The organism is Ralstonia sp. TCR112 (assembly GCF_007997035.1).
GTDB lineage: Bacteria > Pseudomonadota > Gammaproteobacteria > Burkholderiales > Burkholderiaceae > Ralstonia > Ralstonia edaphi.
The window spans coordinates 1-24,786 of the sequence record NZ_VOSS01000007.1 but is presented as its reverse complement, the minus strand read 5'-3'; the positions used below and the strand labels follow the sequence as shown (position 1 = coordinate 24,786).

The following is a 24,786-nucleotide window of genomic DNA, read 5'->3' as shown; positions in this document are numbered from 1 at the left end:
TGGGGTGCGAGTTGCTGAATTGTACTTTCGCGAAAGCAGGCCGATGCGGGGCACCGCGCGTGGTGGAAACAGTAGATCGTCAGGCATCGTGGACTATGCGGGGCGCGCGATGCCACTACAGTGCATCCCGACCAAGTGCTGGCACTATCGGCATAGCGCGGATATTCGTTTCTCGAACATGAGTTATACGCATCGACAGTGCGCTTTCAACTACGCCGAAGATTGGATCGGAGTGGCGTTCGAGGTACGACTGGCAGTCAACGGACCGGCCCAAGTAACCGTAGCTTGGTCTAACTGACCGAATATTTTTAGGTTGAGATCGATGAGTAAGCACCCTCATGATGTCCCTCAGGAGTGGCCAGAGCACCTGCGGTCAGATGCAGCGGTTTCTGCTGTCAACAAGGTGTCGCCAGTGGGAGAACCCCTTCTGGATTTTTCTGCAATGCCTGCGTCAACGTTTGAGCAGTTTTGCTGGTGGCTGCTTAAAAAAGATCAGACTCTGGTCGGCTGCAAACGCCTTGGTGGTAACGGAACAGCGCAGGGGGGGATTGATCTTTTTGCCTTTGGTGAGAAACAGTCAAGCAAACTGAGTGTATTCGAGTGCAAGGCCTGGGGGGAATTCAGCTCGACGAAACTAACGGAAGCGGTGGATGCTTTCCTCACGGGCGATTGGGCGGCTTCCGCCGAAAAATTTACGATCATTCTTGCGCAGCAGGACATCGGGGCCGCTTTGGCGCAGCGCTGGAAGACTGAAAAAGAGCGGCTAAAGAAAGCCGGAATAGATGGTGATCTATGGACAGCGCACAATCTTACGCTGAAGGTTCAACTCTACCCCGACATCCTGTCTAAGTTTTTTCCTTGGCCTAGCGTTGCGTTTTTCGCCAATCAATGGATGGAACGGGTCGCCTTCTACGAGGTGGTTAGCAAGGCATTTTTCGATCCGCGAGAACGTGTAGCGAACTGGGCACGTATGCTAGTTGCCCGATCCACCTTAGGTGATGATGCCAGTCCGACTGCGGACGACTCGAAAGATCATACTGAGTCTAACGATGTGTCTCAGCGTCATCGGAGCGTGGGCTCTGGGACAGTAGGATCAACGCTTGTTATCGACGGAACCTATCGAAAAATCGACCAGTACGGTAACAGCTGGCATTTCAATGGACCGTGGTTCTCTCTGAGCGTAATTCTTCCAGATAGGCGTTTCACCCGTGGTTCTGCAGCAATTACGTTTAATCGACCGGATATGGAGGGAATTACACTCACGGTTGATCACAACTGGTTGCTCGAGCGGTTCTTGTTCAGATCGGGGGCTCCACTGACGTACCAGAATCGCGGATTCATTGTTGGGGCGATGCCCCACAATCGCAACAACTTTGTCGTCGACCTACCGAATTGCCGCCTTTCACTTCAAGAGGACGGCGTTCGGGAAATTGCGGCAGTGGCTGACATACTGACTGAAACGATGCGCAGTTCTCTTCGTGCACTCGAGGACACATGGTCAGCAGCAGGTTTTCCGTTCGTGATGTCCGGGGGCAAGAAGGTTGCTCTCGCTGCCATCAATGCGAATGTCTGGCACGAGATAGGGCGATTTGCGGAGGAACACGACGTTTCGAATGGCACCACGGAATGGCACATGTTCGATGGCAATCGGCAAGTTCTAAAGCCTTATCACGAAACGGGAGGCAAGCACTTCGACGTCGGCTATCACGGTGTGTTCTACGCTACCGAGATTGAAGGGCTCTCATTCGATCGCGAAGTTGTGCTGCTGTGGCAACCGAACGACTTGCAACCGGAGCAGACGTTCTCACCACGTGGTTGGTGGTCGTGTGAAACCGCATATCAATGGTTGCGCGAGCGTCTGCTTCCTGAGGTAAAGAGACGTGTTTACGAGCGTCAATTCGGAAAACGCTTGAAACGCATACTCCATGCAGGGGAGGCGCGGGCGTTCGCTGAGCGCCTCGATGAATTGTTTGTCGCTCGTGATCTGCGCCAGCCCGCGTTGTACCAGGATGGGCACTGGTCGCGGGGCATTCATGATTCTATACAGGCACTGCAGTCTTTCTTTCATGCTGTTGGAGCGCCTGAGCCATATATCCAGCAGCACGAGATCGAGGCGCTCTACCACGCTACCGCTGTACTTGCGCAAGGCGGGCGGGGATACGTCGGTTACGCGGGTTCGAAGCTTGGGCTCGACGGCAATTTCGCAGACCACGCTGATCTCATCAACGCGATTCACCGGCATGTTATGCAGGGCCGGGTGGTCGCAAACTGCGCCGTCGCGGACAATGTGTTTCGAGCGATGCTCGAATTGCTTGATGACACCGACGCCTGGTTGTCCGATTCGGATCGGATCATGATCAGAGAGGTCATCACACCCTTTGCTCGTATCAGAGATGATGCGACGTTGGTTGATCGGCACACAAAGTGGGCTTGAGCTGGTGGTTGGCGGTGGAGTGTCCTTGCTGCTCACCGGGGCGCGTACACGAGCTTTGCTGGTATGCCGCTCGGGTCCTGGCAACTGGCGCCGGAGAGTAGTAGGCCGCAGCTTGCGAGTGACCGTATCTGATTGCCAGAAAAAAATAGGCAAGCCGTTTGGCAAAAATATTTCGACACAATGGAATTACTGTGAGTGATTGAGAACTTCCGATATCCTTGCCCGGCAATAATACTTCGGAGGAATTAATGGCAACCTATAAAGACTTGCTCGCCCAGAAGGCAAAGCTTGAAGAGCAGCTTGAGGCCGCACGACAGATCGAGCTTGCGGCAGCAATTCAGCAAGTTCGTCACATCGTCCAAGAGTACGGTTTGACTGCAGAAGACCTTGGCCTTGCGACCAAAGGGAAGAAACGTAAGGGCACGATCGTTGCGCCCAAGTACATGGATCCCAAGACCGGCGCAACCTGGTCTGGTCGTGGTCGTGCACCTGCCTGGATTGGCAAGAATCGCGACCGCTTCCTGATTAAATAGCGGTTGGTGAGTACGTGGAGACCGCTGTAAGCAGCGGCTTCGGTGTTGCCGTTTCGGTCTGATCACCAGCCAAGAATTCGCCGAGCCCGGTTCATCACCCAATCTTGCTCTGCCGGCGAGAAGTCCCATTCGCCTTGCTGCACCTTCAGCGCGAATCCCTTACGTGCGCGAGCTAGGCACATCTCGTGAGTCAATGATCGATTCTCAGCAATCTTGCGCGAGCAGTAGCTGACGAATTGTTGCGCCAGGTCCTCACAGACTTCGTATCGCTCCAGCCGCTCCTCTTCGGTTAGCCCGGTGACGTACCGGCCGTCGACAAGCCGTACCAACAGCTTTGGCTGTGCACCCGGCGCGGATCCGAATGGCGATTCGCGGGGGAAGTCGGTAGGTATGCGGTTCGACATGCTCCCTTCCTATGCCGCGAGGGCTTTTTGCCGTTCTGCGAAAGTGGCTTAGCGAATATCGCTGGTTTTGCTGTACAGCAAAACAAACCAGGGCCAGAAATGCACCGTATGCCACACGTCTTCACTCGGAGTCCTGCTGGCATGACTTCACTTTTGATGTCCGGTCCGAAATTTGTAGACAACTTTCGGACAGAGCAAGCCACCTTTCCAGCATTCCTTCAGCGCAAAAGGACCGTGCCTGCGAAGAGGCGTGACTCGCGCTTGTGCGGTGAGGCCAGTCCGTTTGTGCGCATACCGTTCCCGTCTCTCTCCGTGACGTAGTCAATGGTGAGTATTTATACATGCTACTTCATTTTTTACGGGCTGGTATATGAAGAAAGCCCTTGCATCATCGGGATGGCTAGCTATAACTAGGAAGTAGGCGGCACGTAAAAACACATACTACTTGTCTCGCCTGAAACATCAGTTCAGAAGCCACCCATACCGGCTCCGCGTCCTACATCCGTGGGAGGGGTCATGCCGGCACCTCATGTCTTTGATCGACCGCACGCGACACGCCGTTCGCACCGGTCGCTTCTCGAGAATGCGATCCCCCTAGTTCAAGCCCTACGACACCAAGAGTTGGGGGTCTGGCTGCGCCCTGACAGAGTCAGCGTGTGGAGCGGTCAGCGTCATGTCTCTGCCGATGGTGCTATCGGCTATCGTTGTTCAATAGAAATATTTTTACGCGGAGATTGTCGTTGTTAGCTCGATGTTAGCGTTCGCTTTCGATTTTCTTCAGTAGCACAAAGGGAGAAATTGAAATCAGCTACCAACCTTCGTGGGGGCTAGAAACGCCGGAAAGATCGCGTAGTGTGTTCTTTCCAAGACATCGGTCGTCACGCAGTTGGTGCGATGACGTCACGATCACTGATTGTGCTTGTGAAGAACTAAGTCTATTCGCTAAGCGCTAGAGCTACGCGCAGGAAGGAGGAGTAATGATTTAAGAGAGAAGCCTAGCGGCTGCCGCAATTAAATAGCCGGCCAGTGCACGAGCAGCATTAAACCGCCCCAATCCTGAAAGTAGCCGGGAGGGGAGAGGTTTTGCCTGTGAATTTGCACTAAACCTGGCACCGGGCCAGCGTTCATGAAAGCGCTGGATGGTTTCGCTCATTCCAAAAAGATGAGCCAGATGGGCAGGCGCCCAATTGGTGGTCCAGCCATGAACAGGCTCGACCAAAGACTACTGAATTGTAGTTCAGATCATGCAAGCCATTGAGCTCGATTTCACATCAAGAAATCCCTTAGCAAGGATTGACGCCGCATTCCGTATCCGAGGAACGGAAGAGTGGGGCCTTCGAGAGGACTTCCTTAAAAGTGTTCGGTGCGCATTCTCCCGACAACCAGATCTGGCTGTGCGGTTGCACGGCGTCCGCAAGGTACAGCTGGGAAAGCGCGGTCAATCCCGTTCGTCGCTTTTTCCCAGCAAAAAGAACGCACCGCCGGGGCACTTCTCCGCTTATGTACCCGTTGAGAGCCGGCTCGAGCAAGCGTACGCGTTATGCCTGGAGCGTCATCCCAGTGTCGTTGCATATCGTACCCAAGCCGTCTGCATTGATATCCCCGGGGGGCGTTCTCATGTGCCGGATTTCCTGATCAGGGACGACGAGGGACGGGTTTTTGTGCGAGAGCTAAAGCACAACAGAGATCACCTCAGCGATGCCTATCGGCAGAAGGTTGATTGGGTCGCCGGTTTTCTGGCGCGCGTCGGCGTTGACTATGCGCTGGTCGATCGCAGTGAGCTGCCACCTGACGTAGCGCTCCGGCATCTGACGGCTGTCCATCACAGCTACAGGCGCATTCCTACAAGGATGGAAATCGACCACGCCCTCAAATTGATTCCATCGCTTCTGCCGTGCAGTTACTACGCACTAGTCGAGGCCTTGGGCGATGTTGCTAAGCATCTGGTGTTCGTCGGCGCACTCGATGTTGATTGGGACCTTTTCAACATGGAGGCGAAGGTATGGAAGTGACGATCTTTGGCGCTAATCCATGTAGCCATCTCGTTCGGCTAGGCGACTGGAGGGTAGGCAGTGAATTGAACTGTCGATGTCAGCTTTCCCCAGCTACCAAGATTTTTATCTGCACGGCCGAGGCCAAGGTTGGGCGCGGTCGTGGTGCCACCCAAGTGGAGGTAAGACATGAGCGATTTTGAACAAGGCCTGCCGAGCGTCCCGCCCGAATTTAGTCCCCAGGTCGGCATGCGCTTTTGCTATCGCGGGAGCGAATTCGAGATCGCTCATGTTGCCTATCGCGAGGTTCGCTATAACGCGGTGGCTGGCGGTCAAAGTCACCGGATTCCGATCGCCCGTCTCCAAGAAGAAGTGCGGAGCGGCGCGATCGTCCTGACGGCCGCATCCAAAACAATACAGGAGTCTCCGTACCTAACCCTCAGTGCGGCAGATCTTCAGGAACGAACGCGGCAACTCCGATATGCCCAAGGCGCGATCGCTGAACTTGAAAAGCCCACTTCACATTCGGCGCTCTTTGAGTGGATCAAACACTATGCCGAAAGGTTGTCCGATCCGCACGTGCCCGGCGTCAGCTCCGTCGCCCGCTGGGTCAAGTCGCTTCGCGACTTTGGGGAGGCATATTTCCTCAGTAAGCCCAGACGTAAAGGAAACAGTCTCTTGCGCTTCTCGGTTGGGGTTGAGGCAGGCATTCAGCAGGGAATCGCTGATTTCATGCGGGCTGAGAGACGGTCTTCAAAGAATGTACTGGCGCATGTGCATGGATACCTGCTGGAGAACAACATGACTGGAGCGAGCGCGCCATCGCAGCGAACCATTCGGCGGCGCATCAAAAAAATCGATCCGTTCTTGCTCATGCGGGTCAAGGATGGACCCATCGCAGCAGAACGTGCTGCAAAGGCCGGCGGCAGATCGCACCAGGTCCATATGCCAATGTACTTCGTGCAGATTGATTCCCATGTGCTGGATGTGCTTGTCGTCGACGAGGCGACCCGCGAAGTGATGGGGCGACCAACGCTTGTTCTAGCGATAGACGTACGGACCCGTTGCATTGTTGGCTGGCATTTGAGCATGCATCCGCCGTCAACGGTGGCCACGCTCGCTGTTGTGAAGGACATGTTCACACGGCCCTTGCGCGGACTGCCCGGTGGTATCTGTGTGCACCTCATTCCTGACAACGGGTCGGAGTTCAAGAACTCTGCCGTCATGCGCCTGCTATTAAAAGCTAACGTCATCATTGAACCGGCGGCTGTGCGGGAGCCTAACCACAAGCCTCATGTGGAGTCCTTCTTTCGGACGCTTACAAGAAGCCTCGTTCAAACGCTTCCCGGCACGACGTTTTCTAACCCGGCAGAGCGCGGTTCGTACGACTCGAACGGGCGCGCCTGCCTCACCCTTGAACAAGTGCACTCCTACGTAGACGAATGGATTGAGGAGATCTATCACAAGCAAATTCACACCGGCACCGGTAGGGCGCCAATCATGATGTGGAAGGAGGAGACCGCCCCGGGGAAATGCAGACCTTTGACGATGACAGAAGAGGAGGTGAACGTCATTGCGCGGACGGCTTTCCGCTGCACGCCCAACGGCGGGCGAGTCCGACATGATGGGCTGGCTTGGTACAGCCACGCACTTCGCACACTGGAGCATCAGTACAAGGGGCAAGTCGCTGTTCTTATCGATGAACTGGATCTGGACAAGGTGTACATCGAACACCCATTGGAGCCGGGCGTAATCATCACTGCCATGTCTACGAAACCCGAATACACGCGCGGGTTGACCAAGTGGGGGCATCGTGAAGCAAAGCGTATGTTGAGCCAACTAAGCGAGCGTGATCGACGAGAGCTCGGCGAAAACGCCCCCCTGTACAGCCTCTACATGCTGATGCAGCGGATTCAGAAGGAATCGGCATTCGCCACCAAGCAGATGAAGCGGCTGAAGGAAAGTAAGAAAGAGCTCGACAAGCGAGTGAAGAAGGTCGGTGAGGTGGCTTTCGCCATGGAGCCTGTCGTGTTGAGCTCCCGCATCGATGTCATCGCAGGCGGCGTGCCTTCACTCAAGCACGTGGATCCTGATACGGGCGAGGTTCTTCCGGTTGACGCGAGTGAGCCAAAAAGATCAAACCAAACCAAGCCGATTGTTGGTGATTTCTCTCTGGAAACATTCATTCTCGACTAAGGAGCACGCCCATGCTTTCATTTCTCCCCTCAGACGCAATCTTCGAATCGCAAGCCGAACAGAACGCATACAAAGAAGTGTCCGAACTAGACCGTATTGTGGTTTCGCACCCGGCGTTGTCAGAAGCGGTCACCGGTATCAGGGGCTGCATCAAGGCGTCGATCGCTTCGCGCAGCCCAGAGTGCTGCATGTTGCTTGGTGATGGTGGTATGGGTAAGACCACCATCGCGAGATTGATCATGAAGAGCATGCCGTCACAGACAATCGTCGAGAACGATTGTGAGATCGATACCGTGCCGGCCTTCTATATGAGTCTGCCACCTGAGGGCAGACTGAGTGGCTTGACCGAGGAGATGCTGACGCTTCTGAACGACGTCTGCCCATCCGCCGGAACAGCAGGATCGCAATCCAAGCGGATTAACACCCTGCTTAGACGTTGCAAGACTGCCATCGTGTTTATCGATGAGTTGCACAACTTATCGCTGATTCGTAAGAAGGATGCGCTTGCCGGTCAGCGAATCAGCAACTGGCTCAAGGAGCTCTTTAATGCCGAGGGACCGGTCATCTGCCTAGTCGGAACCAATGAGTGCAAGACGATCTTCGATCACGATACGCAGATGTCGCGCCGTTACAAGAGCAAGTTCATCTTGGCGCCACTGCTACCTGGGACAAGCGAAGAGCCTGGTGACTTGCAGCGCTTTCTCCACACACTTTCCAGCGATATCGTAAAAAGAACGTCGGTTAAGTCCACTCCTAACTTCACGAGCTATAACTTGGCGCTGAGGGTATTTGCGGCGACGCGGGGAAATGTCGACTATGTCTCAACCCTGTTGAAGGTTGCCGCGCGCCATGCCTTGCTCGCGGGCCGCGATGTCATGACCTTGCCGGACCTGGCCAATGTTTGGAATACCGGGATCTTTTCGGCGCAATCGATCACGGTTCAAAATCCCTTCACAATGACCGGCAATGCGTTGGCTGCCGCGTTCAGAGGGTGACATATGGGACGAAAACTTCCGGTTCGCCCCATCCCGTTTCCTGGCGAATCGCCGGCAGGCTATTTGATCCGGGTCGCTGAGGGTAACGGCTTTCCGAGTGTGACTGCCATGGTGGATGGCCTGTGCATCGGAGTGGCCGACGAGGGTTGGATCATTGCTGCATATACGCGGGCAGAGCGCTACGCGGAGATCCTGGGGCTGCTCGGCATCAACAATTCGAACGCCATTTTGCTGAGTTTTGATCGGTCAGGCCCAACGGCTGAGTCCCCACGACTGGTTGACGGCGTTCCATATGCGGAGCAGTTCTTCTCCGAGGAGTGCGGAGCATACTGCCCAATCTGCCTTGCTGAACGGCGCTATTTTCGCAAACACTGGTCGCTCAAGCCGTACGCGGTATGCCAGACACATTCAGTTCGCCTGCTGCGAGATTGCTACGCATGTAAGGAGCAGTTGTCCCCTCTTCGTGGTTCCCTTTGCACATGCAAATGTGGGGCGGATCTGGCGTACGGGCCGCAGATTGTGGCAGACGGTGCGCCGGTCGACTGGTGGATGAGCGAGATGGATGTCGGAGGGCGGCGGGGCAGCGATGCTTCGGCTTGCTTGGCCGCTCTTTTTGCGGTCGGCAATTCCGACGCTTCTTTAGAGCTGCTGAGCGGCGCGCGGCAGTGGATTGAGCAGAGAGTGGTTTCAACGGAGCTTCTGTCCTTGGTGAGCGGGGCGCAGTCGCATCCTCGCGTTGCGCTTCTTCCCCTGCTTCAATCATCCTCCGCCACGGTGCAAGCGCTTGCGCAGGAAATACTTCGTTTGACACCCGGCAAGAGATCGCTAAATGCGGCCTTGCCCGAGCGCAAGCTAACGCGCAGGCAGGCCGAGCTTGCTTTGGGGGTGAGCGCTTTTCAGATGAACAACCTGCTGAGAGATGGTGTCCCAGCTACGTATCGACTAGACGCAGGTGATGGCTGGTTCAGTGCGCGGTCGGTGAGCGAGATGCTATACGACCTAACCGTGGGTGAGAGGGAAGTGGTTTGTTCCCCTCGGGCCGTCACACGCAGCGTTGCATCGGTAGTAAAGGCGATAGCTGAAGGACGTGAAGTGACGGCAGGTTTTGACCTGGCCTTAGGCATCAGTAGCATTCGGTCGGCCTGCTCAATACCCCCGAATCCCGAGTCAGAAAGGCCTGACGAAGTCGGCGTGGAAGAGGTTGCCGAAATTCTGGGCACGTATCCCGAGGTCGTTCGCTTTCTCGCACGGGCGGGGTGGTTTAAATGTCGGGACAGAGATCATGTCAATCGGAAACGGCTGGTGATGGACCGAGGGGTGGCAGAACGCTTTGCTCGCAAATATGTTTTCGCTGGTGAGATTGCAAAGCGTGCCAACAGCGGTGTAACGAGCACTGCGGAAAGGCTGATGGCGCTTGGCGTGCCCGCCGTTGCAGGTCCAAAGATTGATGGCAGCCTCGTATATATGTTCGAGCGGGACCTCGTCGATCGCATTGATCTGACAACGCTACGGACCATGAGGGGATACCCGACCGTTACCGGACGTAAGCCAACCGGCAATGCGACCAAGAGGGAGAGCTTAGAAATGCCCCTCGCGGAGGCAGCGGAGCTTCTCGGTGTCAGTGTCCAAAGCGCCAAGCGGCTGGTGACAGACCGTCATTTGCGGAAGGTGAAGAGTCTGTCCAGGGTTGTGCTGGTGACAAGGGGCTCTGTGCAGCGTTTCAAGAGGACGCTGGGCGACCCAGAGTTCGTACCCATAGAAGCTGTCCCAGCAATCCTTGGCGTGGGCAATAGAGCTCTGGAGGTGACGTACGTCCAGTCTGGGCTTCTTCCGGTAATGGATTTGACCGTGTCACGACGCGTTCGCCGTGTGGACATCGCACGGTTGCAAGAAATGCGGGCGAACTATGTTACCGCTGAGGAGGCGGGTAAGTTGCTCGGCAGCCATCGAAGCCACCTCCCCAACCTGGAGGCGCGCGGTGAAATCAGGCCGATCTCATTCGCGAAAGATCGTAGCGTTAAGTTCTACGCGCTCGCTGACATTCGCAAGCTACAGACATAGAGAGGCGAGCGCTCTTTGTCGTGCGGGCTGATCTCAATGGGAGCGAGTTACTCCTGTTCGCTCTCCGGAAGGTCTGGGGCGAGGGCTTCAATGCCGGCGGCCGGCGTTGGCAAGTCGGCCAATTTGGGCGGCAAGGCGACTTCGAACATGGTCTTCGCTTCGTGATAGCGTGACTCATGGTCGATCATGAAGATGCGCACACCGGAGAACTGGTACTTGGCCAGCGTTTGCATCAACGCTTGGGGGAAGTGCATCAAAGGCGTCGCTTTGTTCTGATGCAAAATGTTGACCGCACCTTCAAACTCCGCGTCGGCGAACTTTGAGCCTGCCTTTGTGAGCTCGAGGCGGTGCTCCCAAACGTAGAAGAAATTCTCAGGGATACCGAGACTGGACGAGATCGCCGAGATTGCTTTTCGTGCTTCCAGCACGCGGCTGGCATGGTCGGGCGTCCCCTTGCTTTCGACAATTTCGTTGGAATGGACCAGCTTCGCGGCCTTACGCATCAGCAACGCCTCAAGGTGCGCGGAAAGAACTGCGTCATCTGGATTAGAGGCGCTGAGGGAATCGCGAAGTTGCCGAAACAGGGCAAAGAAGTAGTTATCGTCAAATAGTGCCCAATCGCCGCTTTTGATTTTCTCGACGATATCTGCGGATGAGCAGTGGATCATTCCGCGCTCAATCAGAGCAGCAATGCAGGTTACGAGCGACCACTCTAGCGCTACCACTGTCTTATGAAACGGCACCTGCAAATAGTCGTAGTATCTCGAGACCAGGAGATGATCAGCTGCACGCAATGCCTTAAACGAAAAGCAATAGTAGCCCTGCGGATCTAGGCATGCCTGATCGATCAAATAATCGATATCAACAGTCCCATACGGAAGCCCACTGGTGTGTGCTGTCCGACGCAGATAGTCCAACCGATCACAGTCCAAGTCAGAACTGATCACCTGCACAAAGCTGTTCTCCGGCGATTCCTTGCTAAAAATCTCCTTGATCGACGCCGGCTCCCATTGGTGCCGCTCGAACACCTGAAGCAGGTAGGGATCGTTGTCGATAACTTGGCGCCCGACCGTCTCGTGATCGAGGTAAGGGGGCAAACTGAGGTCTACTGCTTCCGGGGAACTGGAGCTATCGCTTGTGGGTGCGAGCAGGTTCTTGTCAGAGTAAACCGACTTGATGATGTGCTCAGTGGCATGGGAGAAGGGATAGTGGCCAATGTCATGCAGAAGGCCAGCCAATCTACAAGCCTGATGTTGCTTCGCGGTAAATGTCTTATCGGGAGTATTTCTCTCGATCGACTGCAGAATTCTTCCGGCGTTATGGCAAGCGCCAACAGAGTGCGAAAAACGCGAATAATTGGCGCCTGGAAAGACCAGATGAGCTAATCCCAGTTGCCGGACGTTGTGCAGACGTTGGAACGTCGGCGTGGAAATGATATCGGCCTCAAGTCGGGTCAGACCGATCGTCCCATGAACCGGATCGGTGATGGTTTTTTCGAACTTCAACTCGCTCATAGGAAAAAGGCCCGCAATGCGGGCCTATCTTAAATTTTTTGTCGGATTAGTACTGCGGAGCGTAAGCGCTAAGGTGCCGAAGTCCAGCATCAATCCAGTTCGCTAGATGAGGTTTTTGTGCCCTGATGATGGCAGCCGCGTCGGCGTCATTGCGCTTCGACACGCGCTTCAGATAATCGAGCGAAGCAAGCAATTCGTACCACTGAGGTGTTGCAAGCGTTACCGATTGGGGCTTCTGCAGCAAGTTCTTCGCGCGAACGAGGCACTCTCGCAGGCGGTCATTGAGAGCGCGCGCCTGATACGTGCGATCACCCGCCGCGAGCGCGCCTGAGAGCGCGTAGTAGTCCTGGGTAAGGCTTGGTGAGTAGGGGCCGCGTACGTACCAAGAATAGCGATAGCCTAGGTCCGCACCAAAGATTTGACCGAGATAAATGACCTTCTGCAGGCTCATTCGATCGTCGACGGTATCGATCTTTGCTGTCTGCCCGAGCTCATCTAAGAAGAGCTGCAAAGCAATCAGGTTCGATTCCATTGTTTCCCCTTGAGTTCGCGCGATGGTACACAGATTCCCCGTGTGCGCCAAGCGATCATGACGCCCCTTCGGGGCTGTCTTTTTATACAGTGTTCGCCCTCTTATTTAGGTTCCGGATACTCCTTTGTCAAGGTGAGCCAATCCTTTCTCGTTGCCAGTTGCAATGCAGCAACGGCGCTAGGGCGTGAGCTGTCCGGAGGCCGGGCTGGGCGTTACATGAGGATCGCTTTTTCACCGTTTTGGTGCGGGTATCCGCGAGCTCTGGTCCCCTGGTGATTGATAGGTTGAGCTCGATTTGCCGCCGGCATTCGTCTTCGATCCTGAGGGGGCGGGGCATCCAACCATAGGTGCAACTGTTGCAACTAGGGCAACGAGCGTTGCTGGCTACACAAGGCCCCAACACGCGCGGTTCTTGGTCGGCGGGTGCCTGTGAGGGCTGTCGCATTCCTTCAGGCTACCGAGTCTTTCCCTCTAGCAGATCCGCTGCTGTCTTCACGTGTTGCAATGCCCTGCCTATATCGAGCTCCCCTCCCGAGGCCTGAGCGTCAGCGACGATCGTTAAGCACTGACTAATCACTGAGACCGGCGCACCGAGCTTTCCACCTTCGTATCTGGACAGGCAGCTCTTATCAACGCGAAGCAGTTCAGCGAACGCTCTCTGACTTAGGTCGCCGCGAGCCATTCTAAGTAGCTCGCCCTGAGAACGCGGGAAGCGTGTCATGCTTTTTGATGTATTAATAGCAAGATGATGCTATAATAGCATCATATTTTTGGTGGTTGGTCAAGGCGCCACTACTATTGCGACTGGATGGAAAAATCATGGCCAGATCTGATCGACTCAAAGCGCTGTTGCGTGCTCATGCGAACCAAGATGCTGAGCACTTCTATGCCGTAGCTATGCAGCTGGCGGCGGATGAGGCGCGTCAGGGGCACGCCAAGTTGGCCGCTGAGCTGCGTGATCTGATCGATTCGACGAAAGTTGAAGCAAGTCGGACACGGCAAGCTAAGCCCGTGCCGCTGATGCAGCCAAAAGGTGAGTTGAGCGACCTGCTTACCGTTCGCTATCCGGACGAGCACTTGGCAGAAATGGTGTTGTCCGATGATGTGGAGGCCAAGCTCGGTCGCGTGTTGCGTGAGCAGCGCCAGGCAGATCGACTGCGTGCGCATGACTTGTCGCCTCGCCGCAAGCTACTTCTTGTGGGGCCGCCTGGCACCGGCAAGACGATGACGGCTGCGGTTCTCGCCGGGGAACTCAAGCTCCCACTCTTTACTGTGCGATTTGATAGCCTCATCACGAAATTCATGGGCGAAAGCTCGTCCAAGCTCCGTCTTGTCTTTGACGCACTAAAGAGCAATCGCGGCGTCTATTTTTTCGACGAATTCGACTCGTTGGGGTTGCAGCGCGGCAGCCAGCACGACGTGGCGGAAATGCGCAGAACACTCAACATGTTCTTGCAACTGCTCGACCAAGATCATTCGGACAGTTTGATCGTGGCTGCAACCAATCATGCCAAGGACTTAGATGTCGCCCTATTTCGTCGATTTGACGACGTAATTCGCTACGACGCTCCAGGGCTGGAGCAAGTGAAGATCCTACTCAAAAATAGATTGAGTGCTTTCGTGCCGAAGGGTTTTCGGTATGAAAGTTTGGTGAAGGCTGCGCAGGGTCAATCCCATGCTGAGATATCGCGTGCCTGTGTCGACGCCATTAAGGATGCGGTTATGGATGGAGTGGGTCAGGTGAGTTCGGAGGCCGTTATCCAGCATTTGGAAGAACGGGCCCGTGCTAATAGGGGGTAAACGGAGTAATTGAAAGGCAGTAGAGTTTGGCGGCAGGTCACTTGGAGTCCTGAAATGCCAGAACAGAAGCTGCCACACCTCCTTGTTAGTGGATTTACCTGGGAGGCACCGTACCAGTCGCCAAATAATGGGGGAGGCCGCCGGCCAAGTATTCCCCGGCCGCGCGTGGCTCATGGCACGAAGCTTATTCGGCAACTTAGACGGCTCGTACGAGAACTCCCAGATATCGTGGCGGTCCGGCAGGAGTATGGCCTGCCAGAACGCGCAGGCATTGCTGTCGCACTTGAAATCAAACCGAAAGGTGCCCTCGATTTCAAGGGGCTTGAGTGGAAGAACGACGGATTCGAGGTGCTCTCCGCGATAGAGCATCCAGATTCAGAGATTGTCGTACTCCACGTCCCCGATGGTCACATCGGTGCTCTCGAAAAGCGTATCCAAGCCTATCTGGAGAAGAACGCGAAATCGGGGAAGCCGCAAAATCTTGCGTTGGTTAATGCTATAGAAAACATCCGACGAGCAGCGTTCGACGATTTTTGGACAGACGAGGACTCCCCGCCTGAGGATCTGGATGAAAGGTGGTTCCAGGTTTGGTTGCGAGCCGATGGGCGCAGAGGGAAGGTAGTTCGCGACGCATTCGAGGAGCTAGGTGAGCGCCTCGGTCTCGAAGTTGAGAGGGGATTTGTCACGTTCCCGGGGCGGGTCGTTGTAGCCGTACGCGCAACACGACAGTCAATTCAACAAGCAGTTGAACTACTCGACATGGTTGCGGAGATTCGCGGGGTTGCCGATACGGCAGAGTTCTTCCTGTCGGAGTTGAAACCATACGAACAAAACGAATGGGTAGATTCGCTTGTTGAGCGCTCAGTCTATGTGCAAGGGTCGAGGAGAAATCGGATCACGCTATTGGATACTGGTGTGAACAATGGCCATCCGCTACTTGCAGCAGGCCTGGCGGAAGAAGACATGCATACGTATGACCCGACGTGGGGGGCAGCGGATCACGACGGTCATGGCAGCGAAATGGCTGGCCTCCTGTTGTATGGAAATCTAACTTCGCCCCTGGCAAACAACGAGCGCGTCCACCTGACGCATCGACTGGAATCTGTCAAGATCTTGCCGCCGGACGGCGAGAATCCACCTCGTATATATGGAGCCATTACTGCGGAGTCCGCATATCGGGTCGAAGCGACTGCTCCGCGGGTGCGTCGCGTCTTTGCGATGATGACGACGTCCCGTGGCGGTATCAATGGAGAGCCTTCCGAATGGTCGGCAACGATTGATCAGCTTGCGTACGGCTTGCCGGCACTGGAGATCGGTGTCGATGATCAGGACGATCGAGGAGAGGCCACGCCGAGGCTGTACGTTTTGGCCGCCGGAAACGTTGCTTGGCCGGATTGGGCTAGCTATCCGGCGATCAATGCGTTGGCGCCCGCGGAGAATCCGAGCCAAGCATGGAATGCGTTGGCAGTTGGGGCGAGCACGAATCTCACGGAGATTGATGCTACAGAGTATCCGGGGCAGAGTGTCATCGCTCGTAGAGGGGCGTTGGCTCCTGCTTCGCGGACAGCCATCTTGTGGAAAAAAGAATGGCCTCACAAACCTGACGTGGTCGCAGAAGGTGGCAATGGCTCGCTGGACACTGCGGCCAACGTTACAGTTGGGCCCGAGTCTCTTCGCATGCTCACCACGTCAAACAATATTCCTCGCACGCTGTTGGCTGAAACGGGAGATACAAGCGCGGCCACAGCTGAGGTGGCTCGTTTGTGCGGACAACTTTCACACAAGTATCCCGACTTTTGGCCCGAAACCATACGTGCCCTTGTCGTGCATGGAGCTCGCTATACGCGTGCGATGCGAAGCTCGCTACGTGTACAACCAACGATGCAGGACAAGTACAACCTACTGCGCACCTATGGATTTGGCTTGATTCAGCCGAATATTTCCGCTTTTTCTGAGGCTTATCGGTCCACGGTGGTTCTCCAGGAGACCATCACTCCGTATCGAGAGGTTAATGGCAGCGCGAAGCTTGGCCAAATGCTGCTCCATGAATTGCCCTGGCCCGACGAGGAGCTACAAGATCTAGCGGAGACTGAGGTTTCCTTGCGAGTGACGTTGTCGTATTTCGTCGAGCCGAACCCGAGTCGGCGAGGGTGGCAAAGCAAGTTTCGTTACGGCTCTTTTGGTCTCAGATTTGCGCTGAAGGGGGCAACCGAAACAGATCAGGAGTTTGTTGAGCGCGTCAACGCGCTAGAGCGTGACGATGATGATGAACGCGCTCATGGGGATCCCGATCTTCAAGGCTGGACGTTCGGACCGAAGCTGCGCACCAAAGGGTCGATTCATCTGGATGTCTGGACGGGGACCGCTGCTGAATTGGCTTCGAAAGGGCAGATCGCAGTTTTCCCGGTCGGTGGATGGTGGAAGGATTGGAAGGAAGCAGGTCAATGGGATACCGAGGTGCGCTACGCGCTGGTTCTATCCTTGGAGGTGGGCGAGCAGCTGGATGCGGACCTCTATACCCCGATCAAGACAAAGATCGACGCCGCGACGGTCGCCCAGCAAGTCGAAGTGGACGATGGTTCAGAGGAGTAGTGAAAGATCCGGCACAGCTCCTCCTCCGAGATGAGCGTTGCATCAACTTGCTTCCAATACTCACGAACGAACTAGGCCACGCATTCGGCCTCGCCCACATCTCCGGCTCCGCAGGTTGGGCCTTAATGACCCCTGTTTTGTCGGACAACTTCACTGTCCCGGCCCGACCAGATGTTGTTGCGCTCGTGTCTGTGTCCGGTCGGTTCAGGGTGCTAGGCCTGGAGAACTAGAATTTCATGAGGCAGGCGAGTTACAGGCCCCCCCGGACTGGAAGATTGAACGAAAGTAGGCCAAGTGATCGAACCAGACGCGGCCTTTGTGACGGCTGCAGAATTAGCGTCGAAAAGGCAGATCGCCTGCTCCCACAGCCTGCATCGAGGTAGCTTTCGGGGCGGCGCCGCCCAGCCGGGACTTAAAGGATATCTGCGGCCGATGTGGACGCAGGGCCTAAAACATCGCGAAATCTGTGGAATCATGAGCCTTCTGTTTCCCTTTGCGGGCCTTCTGCGCTGCATCTACCGGTTTGATAGGGGTTTCGTATTTCGTCTTAGGTTCGCGCGGCATATCGCGCGGGTTGCGCACAAAGTCGGCATCTTTTCCGACATTTGGCATGTTCATTAGCACCTGTGCGAGCGTATCGGTTCCACCGATGTCGGCTTACTTTGTGATTCGCAACCACTGGCCTAGTACCTCCTGCACACAGTGCTGGCAAAGATCGATGCTGACCATACTGCCGTCGCCGAACACGGAATCGAAGCCGCAGAAGTGGTCAAACGACAGTCGTTCCTGCCACTCACCGGGTTCATCTGAGCTCAGACGACGCTGACACCGATTGCAGGTACTTGCAACCACTTCGCTGATAGTGCGGGTTCGATATTCACGCATGAAGTCCTCCAAATCCGGGTTGTGCATAGGGATAACGGCTAGCCCTTCTGGCCATATTGCCGTCGTACCGAGGTGCCGCCCGTCCAAAGGGTCCGATTACGAGTGATGTTGGCGGTTGCTCATGTGCTCTATCGTCGAGCCGCATGACGGTTCCGAGCGTATCGGGGGCCTAGCGCGATGAAGACGGGGACGGAGGCCACATGGATACGTTTTCCGTCAACCCAGGGAGTCATGGTTTTTACGTCTGGCGCGAGAGCCTTCCTGTGCAACTGGCTAAAGGCGGCCGCGCATTGCCCTTTTGGGTCAGGACTTGCGCATGACCTCTTCCGCTACGGGCGACTCCACACGATTGTAGGTTCCCCGCTCGTCGTCTCAACAGAACCGCGCTGCTCTATATGTATACATCTGCTAGCCGGCTTGGGGTGGGAACTGTGACGGATGAGATGAGATTCCCCGTGAAATTGGCGTCTGCGCAGAATCTCACACCATGTGTCACAGGCGTCGAGGAATCTCATCTCTTCTGTCATGATCATCCCCACGAGTTGTCCGAGATTTTTCTAACCCCTTGTTTTTATTGTGGTCGGAATCTCAACTTATGTGTCACTGAACGGCTAGCCGCTCGACACTCGTTCGACCCGGCATCAACGTAGACAGGCGACGCACCACGCGTCGCCTGTTTGCGTTTTGGGGCGATCGATTCACGTGCGTGCGATTGCGCCGCGCCTGTCAGCCATGGCAGGCTGCGGCAATCACTGCACCGGATCCCGCCATGACGGTCGAAGCCTTCTTCTCGCAGACCTACGATGAAGCCCGCGGCAAGTTCGTCGCTGCTGCGCAGGCCCGGGGGCTCCGCATCGAGCGCCATCTGCATCCGGATGCGGTCGGGCCGTCCGGCGAGCAGCTTTCCATCGACACCGCGTTGTTTGCCCCGGCGCAGGCTGAAGCGCTGCTGATCGTCACCTCCGGCGTCCATGGCGTGGAAGGGTTCTGCGGCTCCGGCTGCCAGACCGGCTTGCTGCAAGACGACGAGCTTTTCGCGCGGCTGGCGGCCGGCAAGGTCGCGCTGGTGCTGGTGCACGCGGTCAATCCGTACGGGTTTGCGCACCTGCGGCGCGTGAATGAAGACAACGTTGACCTGAACCGCAACAGCGTCGACTTTGCGGAGGCCGCTTCCGCCAATCCGGCCTACCTTGAAGTCGATCCGCTCCTGCTGCCGCACACGTGGCCGCCCAGCCAGGCCGACCAGGCTGCGCTGCAGCACTACATGGTCACCCGCGGCGAAAAAGCCCTGCAGGACGCCGCAACGAGCGGCCAATACCGTGTGCCGGACGGCATGTTCTACGGCGGCAGCGCGCCGTGCTGGAGCACGCTGCAGATGCGCGGGATCGTGTCGCAGCATGCGGCCGGCCTGTCGCACTTGGTGTGGATCGATTTGCATACCGGGCTCGGCCACTACGGCCACGGCGAGAAGATCTTCAACAGCCCAGATCCCGCCGAACTTGAGCGCGCCATGCGCACGTGGGGCGCCGATGTCCGGCCGATTGCCGCTGCCGGTTCGGTCTCTTCGGTGGTCAAGGGCGATCTGGTCGGCATCGCCTACGAACTGCTGCCCGGCATCGAAAAGACCTGCGTCACGCTGGAGTTCGGCACGCTCGCGCCGCTGGCCGTGCTGCAGGCGCTCCGGGCGGACCACTGGCTGCATCGACATCCGGAGCAGGGCGCCGCGCAGCGGGTCGGCATCCGCCAAGCGCTACGCGATGCGTTCTATTGCGACGTGCCGGAATGGAAGGGCATGGTCTACGCGCAGACGCGCATGGCTGTATTGCAAGCCGTGGCGCGGTTTTCCGGCTAGCTTTGGACGGGCTTGGGCGCGCGCACCGTCAGCGCGCAGCCTGCTGACGCAGCGATGATGGCCAGGATCGCCACCCACTGGCGCCCGGTCAGCTGCTCCTGCAGCACGATCGCCCCCGCGAGCGCGCCGATGGCGGGCTCGAGGCTCAGCAGCACGGAAAACGTCTTGCCCGGCAGATGCTTGAGCGCCACCATCTCCAGCGAATACGGGATCGCGCTCGACAGCAGCCCGATGCCCAGTCCCGCCAGAATGAGCGAAGGTGCGAGCAGCGCCGACCCCGCCTGCGCCACGCCAAACGGAATCGCAAACAGCGCACCGACCACCATGCCGATCGACGTCGCCTGGCCCGCATGCAGGCCACCGAGGTTCTTGCCCGTCAGGATGTAGAGCGCCCAGCACACGCCGGCGGCCAGCGCATAAACGGCGCCCAGGTGGTCAACCTGACCGACCGACTTGTCGGCCACCGTCAGCATCAGCAAGCCGACCACCGCCAGCCCGATCCACACGAAATCCAGCGCGCGGCGCGACAGCAGCACGGCCAGCACAAGCGGCCCCGTGAATTCGATGGCGATTGCAATGCCGATCGGCAGCCGCTGCAGCGACAGGTAGAACAGCAGGTTCATGCTCGCCAGCGTGACCCCGTACAGCGCGATGCGGCCGGCATCTGCGCGGCTCAGGTGCAGGCGCCACGGCCGCCAGAACGCCAGCAGGATCACCGCGCCGATCGTCACCCGATACGTGACCGTGCCCGCGGCGCCCAGCACCGGAAACAGCGTCTTGGCAAACGAGTTGCCGAGGCACACCGAGGCCATCGAACCCATCAGCGCAAGGATGGGCATCCAGGGGGAGGTCGTCGTCGTGGAAGTGGCGGAGGCGGAAGCAGCGGAAGACATGAGCGACAGCGGAGGCGCGGCAGAGAACGCCACAGCATAGCCGTGCACCGCCGAGAAATCGTTGCGTTCTCGGCGGCGCGGGCGTCGCTTTTTATCGAATTGGCAGCCTTACAGGGCGGCTGCGCTGGGGCGAATCACGTCGATCAGCAACACGCGCTGGCCTTCGCGTTCGCCGTCGGGGCGCGGCGTCACACCGCGCTGCGGGCGCGGGGCAGCGAGCGGCGCGGGGTCTTCGGCGCTCATGCCGAAGACGGCCAGCCTGGACGCCGCAATACGCTGCAGCGTGCCGCGCACGCCGGGCACGTCGAGGTCTTCGGGGTCGAAGCCGGTGGTGGCCGTCCAGTCGTCGCGGGCGATGTCCTGCAGGCCGTTGGCCATCTCGAACTGCAGCGACGCGCCAAAGCCCTTCTGCAGCGAGTGCGAACCGAGCAGGTATTCCGCCGTCAGGAACCCGCGCAGCCGCGTCCAGAACGCCAGCGAACTGATGTTGCCGCTCTTGAGCGCGTGGCTCGGGGCGACTTCCCAGCTGTGGTCGAGCAGCTTGTTGATGAGGCGGCCCCACGTCGGCACGTCGGTGCCGGCGGAGCAATCCTCGCCAGGGCCTTCCGGGCGTGCGAGCTGGCGCAGCAGGCCGGTGAATGAACCCGAAGTGGGCGCGCCGCCGGCGTGCGGGCCGGAGGGCCAGCGCCATTGCAGCGGCGAAGCCGGCCGGGCGCCGGGCCATTGCGCATGCTGCTGCAGGCCCGTGCAGGGTGTCAGGTAGCGCCACTGGCGCTGGTCGCGGCCCACGCGGCGCAGCGGGTCCAGCTCGGCGGACAGGTCGAACTTGCCCAGGAAGGTGGCGTTGCGCGACTTGATCGGCGAGCGCGCATAGACGTTGAAGTCGGGCCAGCCTTCGTACAGGTTGATCTGCGGCAGCGGGTGGTGTTTGTCGAGCGCATCGCCGGGCTGGTCGATGCGGCGGCTGGTGAGAAACAGCGCCCGGCAATCGAGGGTCGGGACCGCGCCGCGCAGGCGCAGCAGCACGAGCAGGTCGCCGAATTCCGCCGGGCGGGCTTCGGCGCGGGCCGGATAGGCGTGCGGCTGTTCTTCGGGCCAGAAGGTGGTCAGGCGCAGGGCCGAGCCCGGGAACGCACTGCGCAGTCCTTGCCGGAGCAGGCGCAGGCCGTCTGCGTGGCGCAGGATGCGCAGGACGGAAAGATCGTCGCGCAAGACGGCGTCGGGGTGAGGCGCGCGGCCGCCGTGCTCTGCGGCCAGCGCAAAGCGCCACAGCGCGGTGTCGCTGGCCAGATCTTGTGCAGCGACATCGCGCACGGCACTGGAGCGGCCGCCGGACATCGGCTCATGGGCGTCGCCGGCAGTGTCTCCTGCTGCGGCATAGGCGCTGGTGGTCGACCCGGCAATCGCGCCAAAAGGGCCCCTGAATGGCGGCCGGTTGCGCTCGGGCATGGCTATTCCAACATGGTTTTATCGATTCTCTGGCGCGCAGCATAGCACCATGCGACACACCAGAGAACGGCGCGGCGTCCCTCCCCTCGTTGGGGAATAGGACGTGAAATCTCGGCGATCAGGCGGTGCGGAACGACGCCACAGCGTCGCGCAGCACCTGTGCCTGTTCTTCCAGCGACAGCGCAGCCGCGGCAGCCTGCTCGACCAGCGCGGCGTTCTGCTGCGTCACCTCGTCCATCTGGTTCACCGCCTGGTTGACCTGCTCGATGCCGGAGCTTTGCTCTTCGGAGGCCGAGCTGATCTCACCCATGATGTCGGTCACGCGCTTGACCGCGACCACCACCTCGTCGATCACGCTGCCCGCTTCGGCCACCAATGTGGTGCCGTTTTCCACGCGGCCGACCGAATCGCCGATGAGTTCCTTGATCTCCTTGGCCGCCCCCGCCGAGCGTTGCGCCAGGTTGCGCACCTCGCCGGCCACCACGGCAAAGCCGCGGCCCTGTTCGCCGGCACGCGCCGCTTCAACTGCGGCGTTGAGGGCGAGGATGTTCGTCTGGAAAGCGATGCCTTCGATCACGCCGATGATGTCCGCAATCTTCTTGCTGCTTTCGTTGATGCCCGCCATGGTGTCGATCACCCGGCCGACCACCTCGCCGCCCTTGGCAGCAATGTCCGACGCGCTGACGGCGAGCGTGCTCGCCTGGCGCGCGTTGTCGGCGTTCTGGCGCACGATGCTCGTCAGCTCTTCCATGCTCGAAGCGGTTTCTTCCAGCGAGGAAGCCTGCTCTTCCGTGCGTTGCGACAGGTCGGCATTGCCGGCGGCGATCTGCTTGGTGGCACTCGCAATCGAGTCCGCCGATGTCTTGATATGACCGATGGTGCCGGTCAGTTGCTGCTGCATCTGCGCCATGGCGACCAGCATGCTGTCGCGGTCGCCGGGGCGGGTTTGCACGTGCACGGCCAGGTCGCCGCCGGCAATGCGGCGTGCGACCTCGGTGGCGTAGCTCGGCTCGCCGCCCAGCCCGCGCTGCACGTTGCGGATGATGATCGACATGGCCAGCGACACCGCGCCGCCCACCAGCAGAATGACGATCAGGTTGGCGAAGAGCGAATGGCGATACGCCGCATCCACTTCCTGCAGGAAGACGGCGCTGGAGAGGTTCCAGTCCCACGGCGCAAAGTGCTTCACGTAGCCGATCTTCGGCAATGCGGTCTCGCTGCCGGGCAGGCGACCCTGGTATTCGGCAAAGCCGAAGCCCTTGTCTTTGGCGGCATTGACGATGGTGGGGTAGACCAGTTTGCCGGTCGGGTCCTTGAAGCCCGCGGTGCTCTTGCCGACCATGTCCGCCAGCGTCGGGTGCATCAGCAGGATGAACTGCGAATCGACCACGAACAGATAGCCGGTGGTGCCAAAGCGCATCGAGGCGAGCGTCGACAGCGCGGCTTTCTTGGCGTCGGCTTCGCTCATGGCGCCTGATTGCGCGCGGCCGTGATACAGCTTGGCGATGCCCTCGGCGGCGTCCACCAGGTTCTGCAGCCCGACCTTGCGTTCGTCGAGCATGGTCGCGCGTGTCTCCATCGCGCTCCAGATGCCGACGCCGACCAGCCCCAGCCACATGACGGCCAGCGCCAGGCGCAGCTTTGCTTTGAGTGTCCACTGTCGCATGTCGCGTTTTCTCCACTTATTGTTTGACCACTCCGCAACGGTGTAACGGCGATGGAGTGGTCTTCTTTAATGGAGGTGCCGGGCGCGCAGTGTGCGGATTTCCGCAAAAAGAAGGCGCCGGCTTGCACCGGCGCCCGAAGAGACGGCGCCCCACCCACAAGGAGGGGGCGCGCCGCGCGTTGGAGGTCTGCTGGGTTTCGCTATCGGCGGGCGATCATTGCTCGCGAATCCAGGTCTGCGTACGGCCCAGCAGGCTGATGCCCAGGAAGCCGCGCACATTCAGTTTCTGACCGTCTTCCGACAGCGACATCTTGGCGCTGTAGACCTTGCCGTTTTCCGGGTCCAGGATCTGGCCGCCATCCCAGTTGTTGTTCCCGTTCGCTTTCAGACCGGTCAGGATCGTCAGGCCCTTGATCGGCTGATCCTTGCGGTCGTCCGTGCACTTGGTGCAGGTCTTGTTCTCGTCGCCGGGCACCAGGATCTTGGTGACCTTGCCCGTGAACGTGCCGCCGTTGTCGACGATCGTCACTTCGCCTTTCTGTTTGCCCGTGTTGTCGTCGATGGTCTTCCAGGTGCCGGCGGGAGTGGCTTGCGCGAAGGCGCTGCCAGCTGCCACTGCGAGGGCCAGTGCGCCAGCCAGGCGCGCGAGAGCGTGGGGGGTATGTTGCATCGTGGAGTCTCCTTGTTGTCAGTCAAAAGAATCGGTGAGGGCAGATCGATGATGTCGGCGCAGGGATCAATGCGCGCTCAACGCACCGGTCAGGGGTGACAGCGGATTGCTGCCGGAGCGCCGGCGGCGTTCGTGACGCCACCCAGTGCATTCGTAATCGGGGCGAGGGGGTTGCCGCTGCCGGCTGCGCCGCTCAGTGCGCTCGTGACCGGGGCCAGCGGATTGCTGCCGCCGCCCACGCCGCCGAGCGCGCTCGTGATCGGCGCCAACGGATTCGTCGAGCCGCCGCCGCTGCCGCCATTGACCAGGCCGCCGGCAC

The 24,786-nt window shown here is 58.4% G+C and carries 17 protein-coding genes and 1 pseudogene; 9 read left to right on the top strand and 9 right to left on the bottom strand.

Annotated features, from left to right (window positions below; translation table 11 throughout):
• Positions 1–322: 322 nt before the first annotated feature.
• Positions 323–2,434 (top strand): hypothetical protein, encoded by a 2,112-nt coding sequence (locus FUT88_RS03105; protein WP_147213771.1) that lies wholly within the window; start codon positions 323–325, stop codon positions 2,432–2,434.
• Positions 2,435–2,682: 248 nt separating this feature from the next.
• On the top strand, positions 2,683–2,967 hold the full coding sequence (locus FUT88_RS03100) for an H-NS family nucleoid-associated regulatory protein (protein WP_147213770.1): 285 nt from the start codon (positions 2,683–2,685) through the stop codon (positions 2,965–2,967).
• Positions 2,968–3,029: 62 nt separating this feature from the next.
• Here the strand turns inward: FUT88_RS03100 and FUT88_RS03090 are convergent, their stop codons facing one another.
• Positions 3,030–3,371, bottom strand: a complete 342-nt coding sequence (locus FUT88_RS03090) for a hypothetical protein (RefSeq protein ID WP_147213769.1) — start codon at positions 3,369–3,371, stop codon at positions 3,030–3,032.
• 1,244 nt (positions 3,372–4,615) lie between these two features.
• On the opposite strand from FUT88_RS03090, the gene FUT88_RS03085 reads away from it, so the two are divergent.
• From FUT88_RS03085 to FUT88_RS03070, 4 genes are all read left to right on the top strand, one after another.
• Positions 4,616–5,383 carry a hypothetical protein gene (locus FUT88_RS03085; protein WP_147213768.1) on the top strand — a complete coding sequence of 256 codons (768 nt, stop codon included), beginning with the start codon at positions 4,616–4,618 and terminating at the stop codon, positions 5,381–5,383.
• A gap of 168 nt (positions 5,384–5,551) precedes the next feature.
• Positions 5,552–7,558, top strand: coding sequence for a transposase (locus FUT88_RS03080; RefSeq protein ID WP_261796923.1), 2,007 nt, complete (start codon positions 5,552–5,554; stop codon positions 7,556–7,558).
• 11 nt (positions 7,559–7,569) lie between these two features.
• Positions 7,570–8,553, top strand: a complete 984-nt coding sequence (locus FUT88_RS03075) for a TniB family NTP-binding protein (protein WP_147213767.1) — start codon at positions 7,570–7,572, stop codon at positions 8,551–8,553.
• Positions 8,554–8,556: 3 nt separating this feature from the next.
• Positions 8,557–10,614: a TniQ family protein gene (locus FUT88_RS03070; RefSeq protein ID WP_147213766.1), complete on the top strand. Its 2,058-nt coding sequence runs from the start codon at positions 8,557–8,559 to the stop codon at positions 10,612–10,614.
• Between the two features lie 47 nt (positions 10,615–10,661).
• Here FUT88_RS03070 and FUT88_RS03065 read toward each other — a convergent pair whose 3' ends face one another.
• The 3 genes from FUT88_RS03065 to FUT88_RS27125 all read right to left on the bottom strand — a co-directional run bounded on the left by FUT88_RS03065 (position 10,662) and on the right by FUT88_RS27125 (position 13,342).
• Complete coding sequence (locus tag FUT88_RS03065; RefSeq protein WP_147213765.1) at positions 10,662–12,128, bottom strand: HD domain-containing protein; 1,467 nt, start codon at positions 12,126–12,128, stop codon at positions 10,662–10,664.
• Positions 12,129–12,174: 46 nt separating this feature from the next.
• Positions 12,175–12,660: a hypothetical protein gene (locus FUT88_RS03060; RefSeq protein WP_147213764.1), complete on the bottom strand. Its 486-nt coding sequence runs from the start codon at positions 12,658–12,660 to the stop codon at positions 12,175–12,177.
• A 454-nt stretch (positions 12,661–13,114) separates the two neighbouring features.
• Positions 13,115–13,342: a transcriptional regulator gene (locus FUT88_RS27125; RefSeq protein ID WP_392397753.1), complete on the bottom strand. Its 228-nt coding sequence runs from the start codon at positions 13,340–13,342 to the stop codon at positions 13,115–13,117.
• Between the two features lie 137 nt (positions 13,343–13,479).
• Here FUT88_RS27125 and FUT88_RS03055 point away from each other — a divergent pair, with 137 nt between their 5' ends.
• The 3 genes from FUT88_RS03055 to FUT88_RS03040 all read left to right on the top strand — a co-directional run bounded on the left by FUT88_RS03055 (position 13,480) and on the right by FUT88_RS03040 (position 19,789).
• Positions 13,480–14,460: an AAA family ATPase gene (locus FUT88_RS03055; RefSeq protein ID WP_147213763.1), complete on the top strand. Its 981-nt coding sequence runs from the start codon at positions 13,480–13,482 to the stop codon at positions 14,458–14,460.
• Between the two features lie 54 nt (positions 14,461–14,514).
• The gene (locus tag FUT88_RS03050; RefSeq protein WP_147213762.1) at positions 14,515–17,052 is read left to right on the top strand and encodes a S8 family peptidase; all 2,538 of its coding nucleotides are present in this window, start codon (positions 14,515–14,517) and stop codon (positions 17,050–17,052) included.
• Positions 17,053–18,706: 1,654 nt separating this feature from the next.
• Positions 18,707–19,789, top strand: a complete 1,083-nt coding sequence (locus tag FUT88_RS03040; protein WP_147213761.1) for a M14 family metallopeptidase — start codon at positions 18,707–18,709, stop codon at positions 19,787–19,789.
• Here the strand turns inward: FUT88_RS03040 and FUT88_RS03035 are convergent.
• From FUT88_RS03035 to FUT88_RS03015, 5 genes and pseudogenes are all read right to left on the bottom strand, one after another.
• On the bottom strand, positions 19,786–20,682 hold the full coding sequence (locus FUT88_RS03035) for an EamA family transporter (RefSeq protein ID WP_147213760.1): 897 nt from the start codon (positions 20,680–20,682) through the stop codon (positions 19,786–19,788). The genes FUT88_RS03040 and FUT88_RS03035 overlap by 4 nt on opposite strands.
• A 108-nt stretch (positions 20,683–20,790) precedes the next feature.
• Entirely contained in the window at positions 20,791–22,131 is a 1,341-nt protein-coding gene (locus tag FUT88_RS03030; protein ID WP_147213759.1) for a peroxidase, read from the bottom strand.
• Positions 22,132–22,249: 118 nt separating this feature from the next.
• Positions 22,250–23,797, bottom strand: coding sequence for a methyl-accepting chemotaxis protein (locus tag FUT88_RS03025; RefSeq protein WP_147213758.1), 1,548 nt, complete (start codon positions 23,795–23,797; stop codon positions 22,250–22,252).
• A gap of 214 nt (positions 23,798–24,011) precedes the next feature.
• The gene (locus FUT88_RS03020) at positions 24,012–24,467 is read right to left on the bottom strand and encodes a DUF2147 domain-containing protein (RefSeq protein ID WP_147213757.1); all 456 of its coding nucleotides are present in this window, start codon (positions 24,465–24,467) and stop codon (positions 24,012–24,014) included.
• Between the two features lie 66 nt (positions 24,468–24,533).
• Positions 24,534–24,786: pseudogene (locus tag FUT88_RS03015) on the bottom strand (hemagglutinin); the annotation flags it as partial.

Bases quoted from the DNA above. Each gene is read 5' to 3' on its own strand.
- FUT88_RS03040 (WP_147213761.1), top strand. From the start codon at position 18,707: ATGACGGTCGAAGCCTTCTTCTCGCAGACCTACGATGAAGCCCGCGGC.
- FUT88_RS03060 (WP_147213764.1), bottom strand. From the start codon at position 12,660: ATGGAATCGAACCTGATTGCTTTGCAGCTCTTCTTAGATGAGCTCGGG.
- FUT88_RS03020 (WP_147213757.1), bottom strand. From the start codon at position 24,467: ATGCAACATACCCCCCACGCTCTCGCGCGCCTGGCTGGCGCACTGGCC.
- FUT88_RS03025 (WP_147213758.1), bottom strand. From the start codon at position 23,797: ATGCGACAGTGGACACTCAAAGCAAAGCTGCGCCTGGCGCTGGCCGTC.
- FUT88_RS03050 (WP_147213762.1), top strand. From the start codon at position 14,515: ATGCCAGAACAGAAGCTGCCACACCTCCTTGTTAGTGGATTTACCTGG.
- FUT88_RS03075 (WP_147213767.1), top strand. From the start codon at position 7,570: ATGCTTTCATTTCTCCCCTCAGACGCAATCTTCGAATCGCAAGCCGAA.
- FUT88_RS03055 (WP_147213763.1), top strand. From the start codon at position 13,480: ATGGCCAGATCTGATCGACTCAAAGCGCTGTTGCGTGCTCATGCGAAC.
- FUT88_RS03085 (WP_147213768.1), top strand. From the start codon at position 4,616: ATGCAAGCCATTGAGCTCGATTTCACATCAAGAAATCCCTTAGCAAGG.
- FUT88_RS03080 (WP_261796923.1), top strand. From the start codon at position 5,552: ATGAGCGATTTTGAACAAGGCCTGCCGAGCGTCCCGCCCGAATTTAGT.
- FUT88_RS03070 (WP_147213766.1), top strand. From the start codon at position 8,557: ATGGGACGAAAACTTCCGGTTCGCCCCATCCCGTTTCCTGGCGAATCG.
- FUT88_RS03065 (WP_147213765.1), bottom strand. From the start codon at position 12,128: ATGAGCGAGTTGAAGTTCGAAAAAACCATCACCGATCCGGTTCATGGG.
- FUT88_RS03105 (WP_147213771.1), top strand. From the start codon at position 323: ATGAGTAAGCACCCTCATGATGTCCCTCAGGAGTGGCCAGAGCACCTG.
- FUT88_RS03030 (WP_147213759.1), bottom strand. From the start codon at position 22,131: ATGCCCGAGCGCAACCGGCCGCCATTCAGGGGCCCTTTTGGCGCGATT.
- FUT88_RS03035 (WP_147213760.1), bottom strand. From the start codon at position 20,682: ATGTCTTCCGCTGCTTCCGCCTCCGCCACTTCCACGACGACGACCTCC.
- FUT88_RS03090 (WP_147213769.1), bottom strand. From the start codon at position 3,371: ATGTCGAACCGCATACCTACCGACTTCCCCCGCGAATCGCCATTCGGA.
- FUT88_RS27125 (WP_392397753.1), bottom strand. From the start codon at position 13,342: ATGGCTCGCGGCGACCTAAGTCAGAGAGCGTTCGCTGAACTGCTTCGC.
- FUT88_RS03100 (WP_147213770.1), top strand. From the start codon at position 2,683: ATGGCAACCTATAAAGACTTGCTCGCCCAGAAGGCAAAGCTTGAAGAG.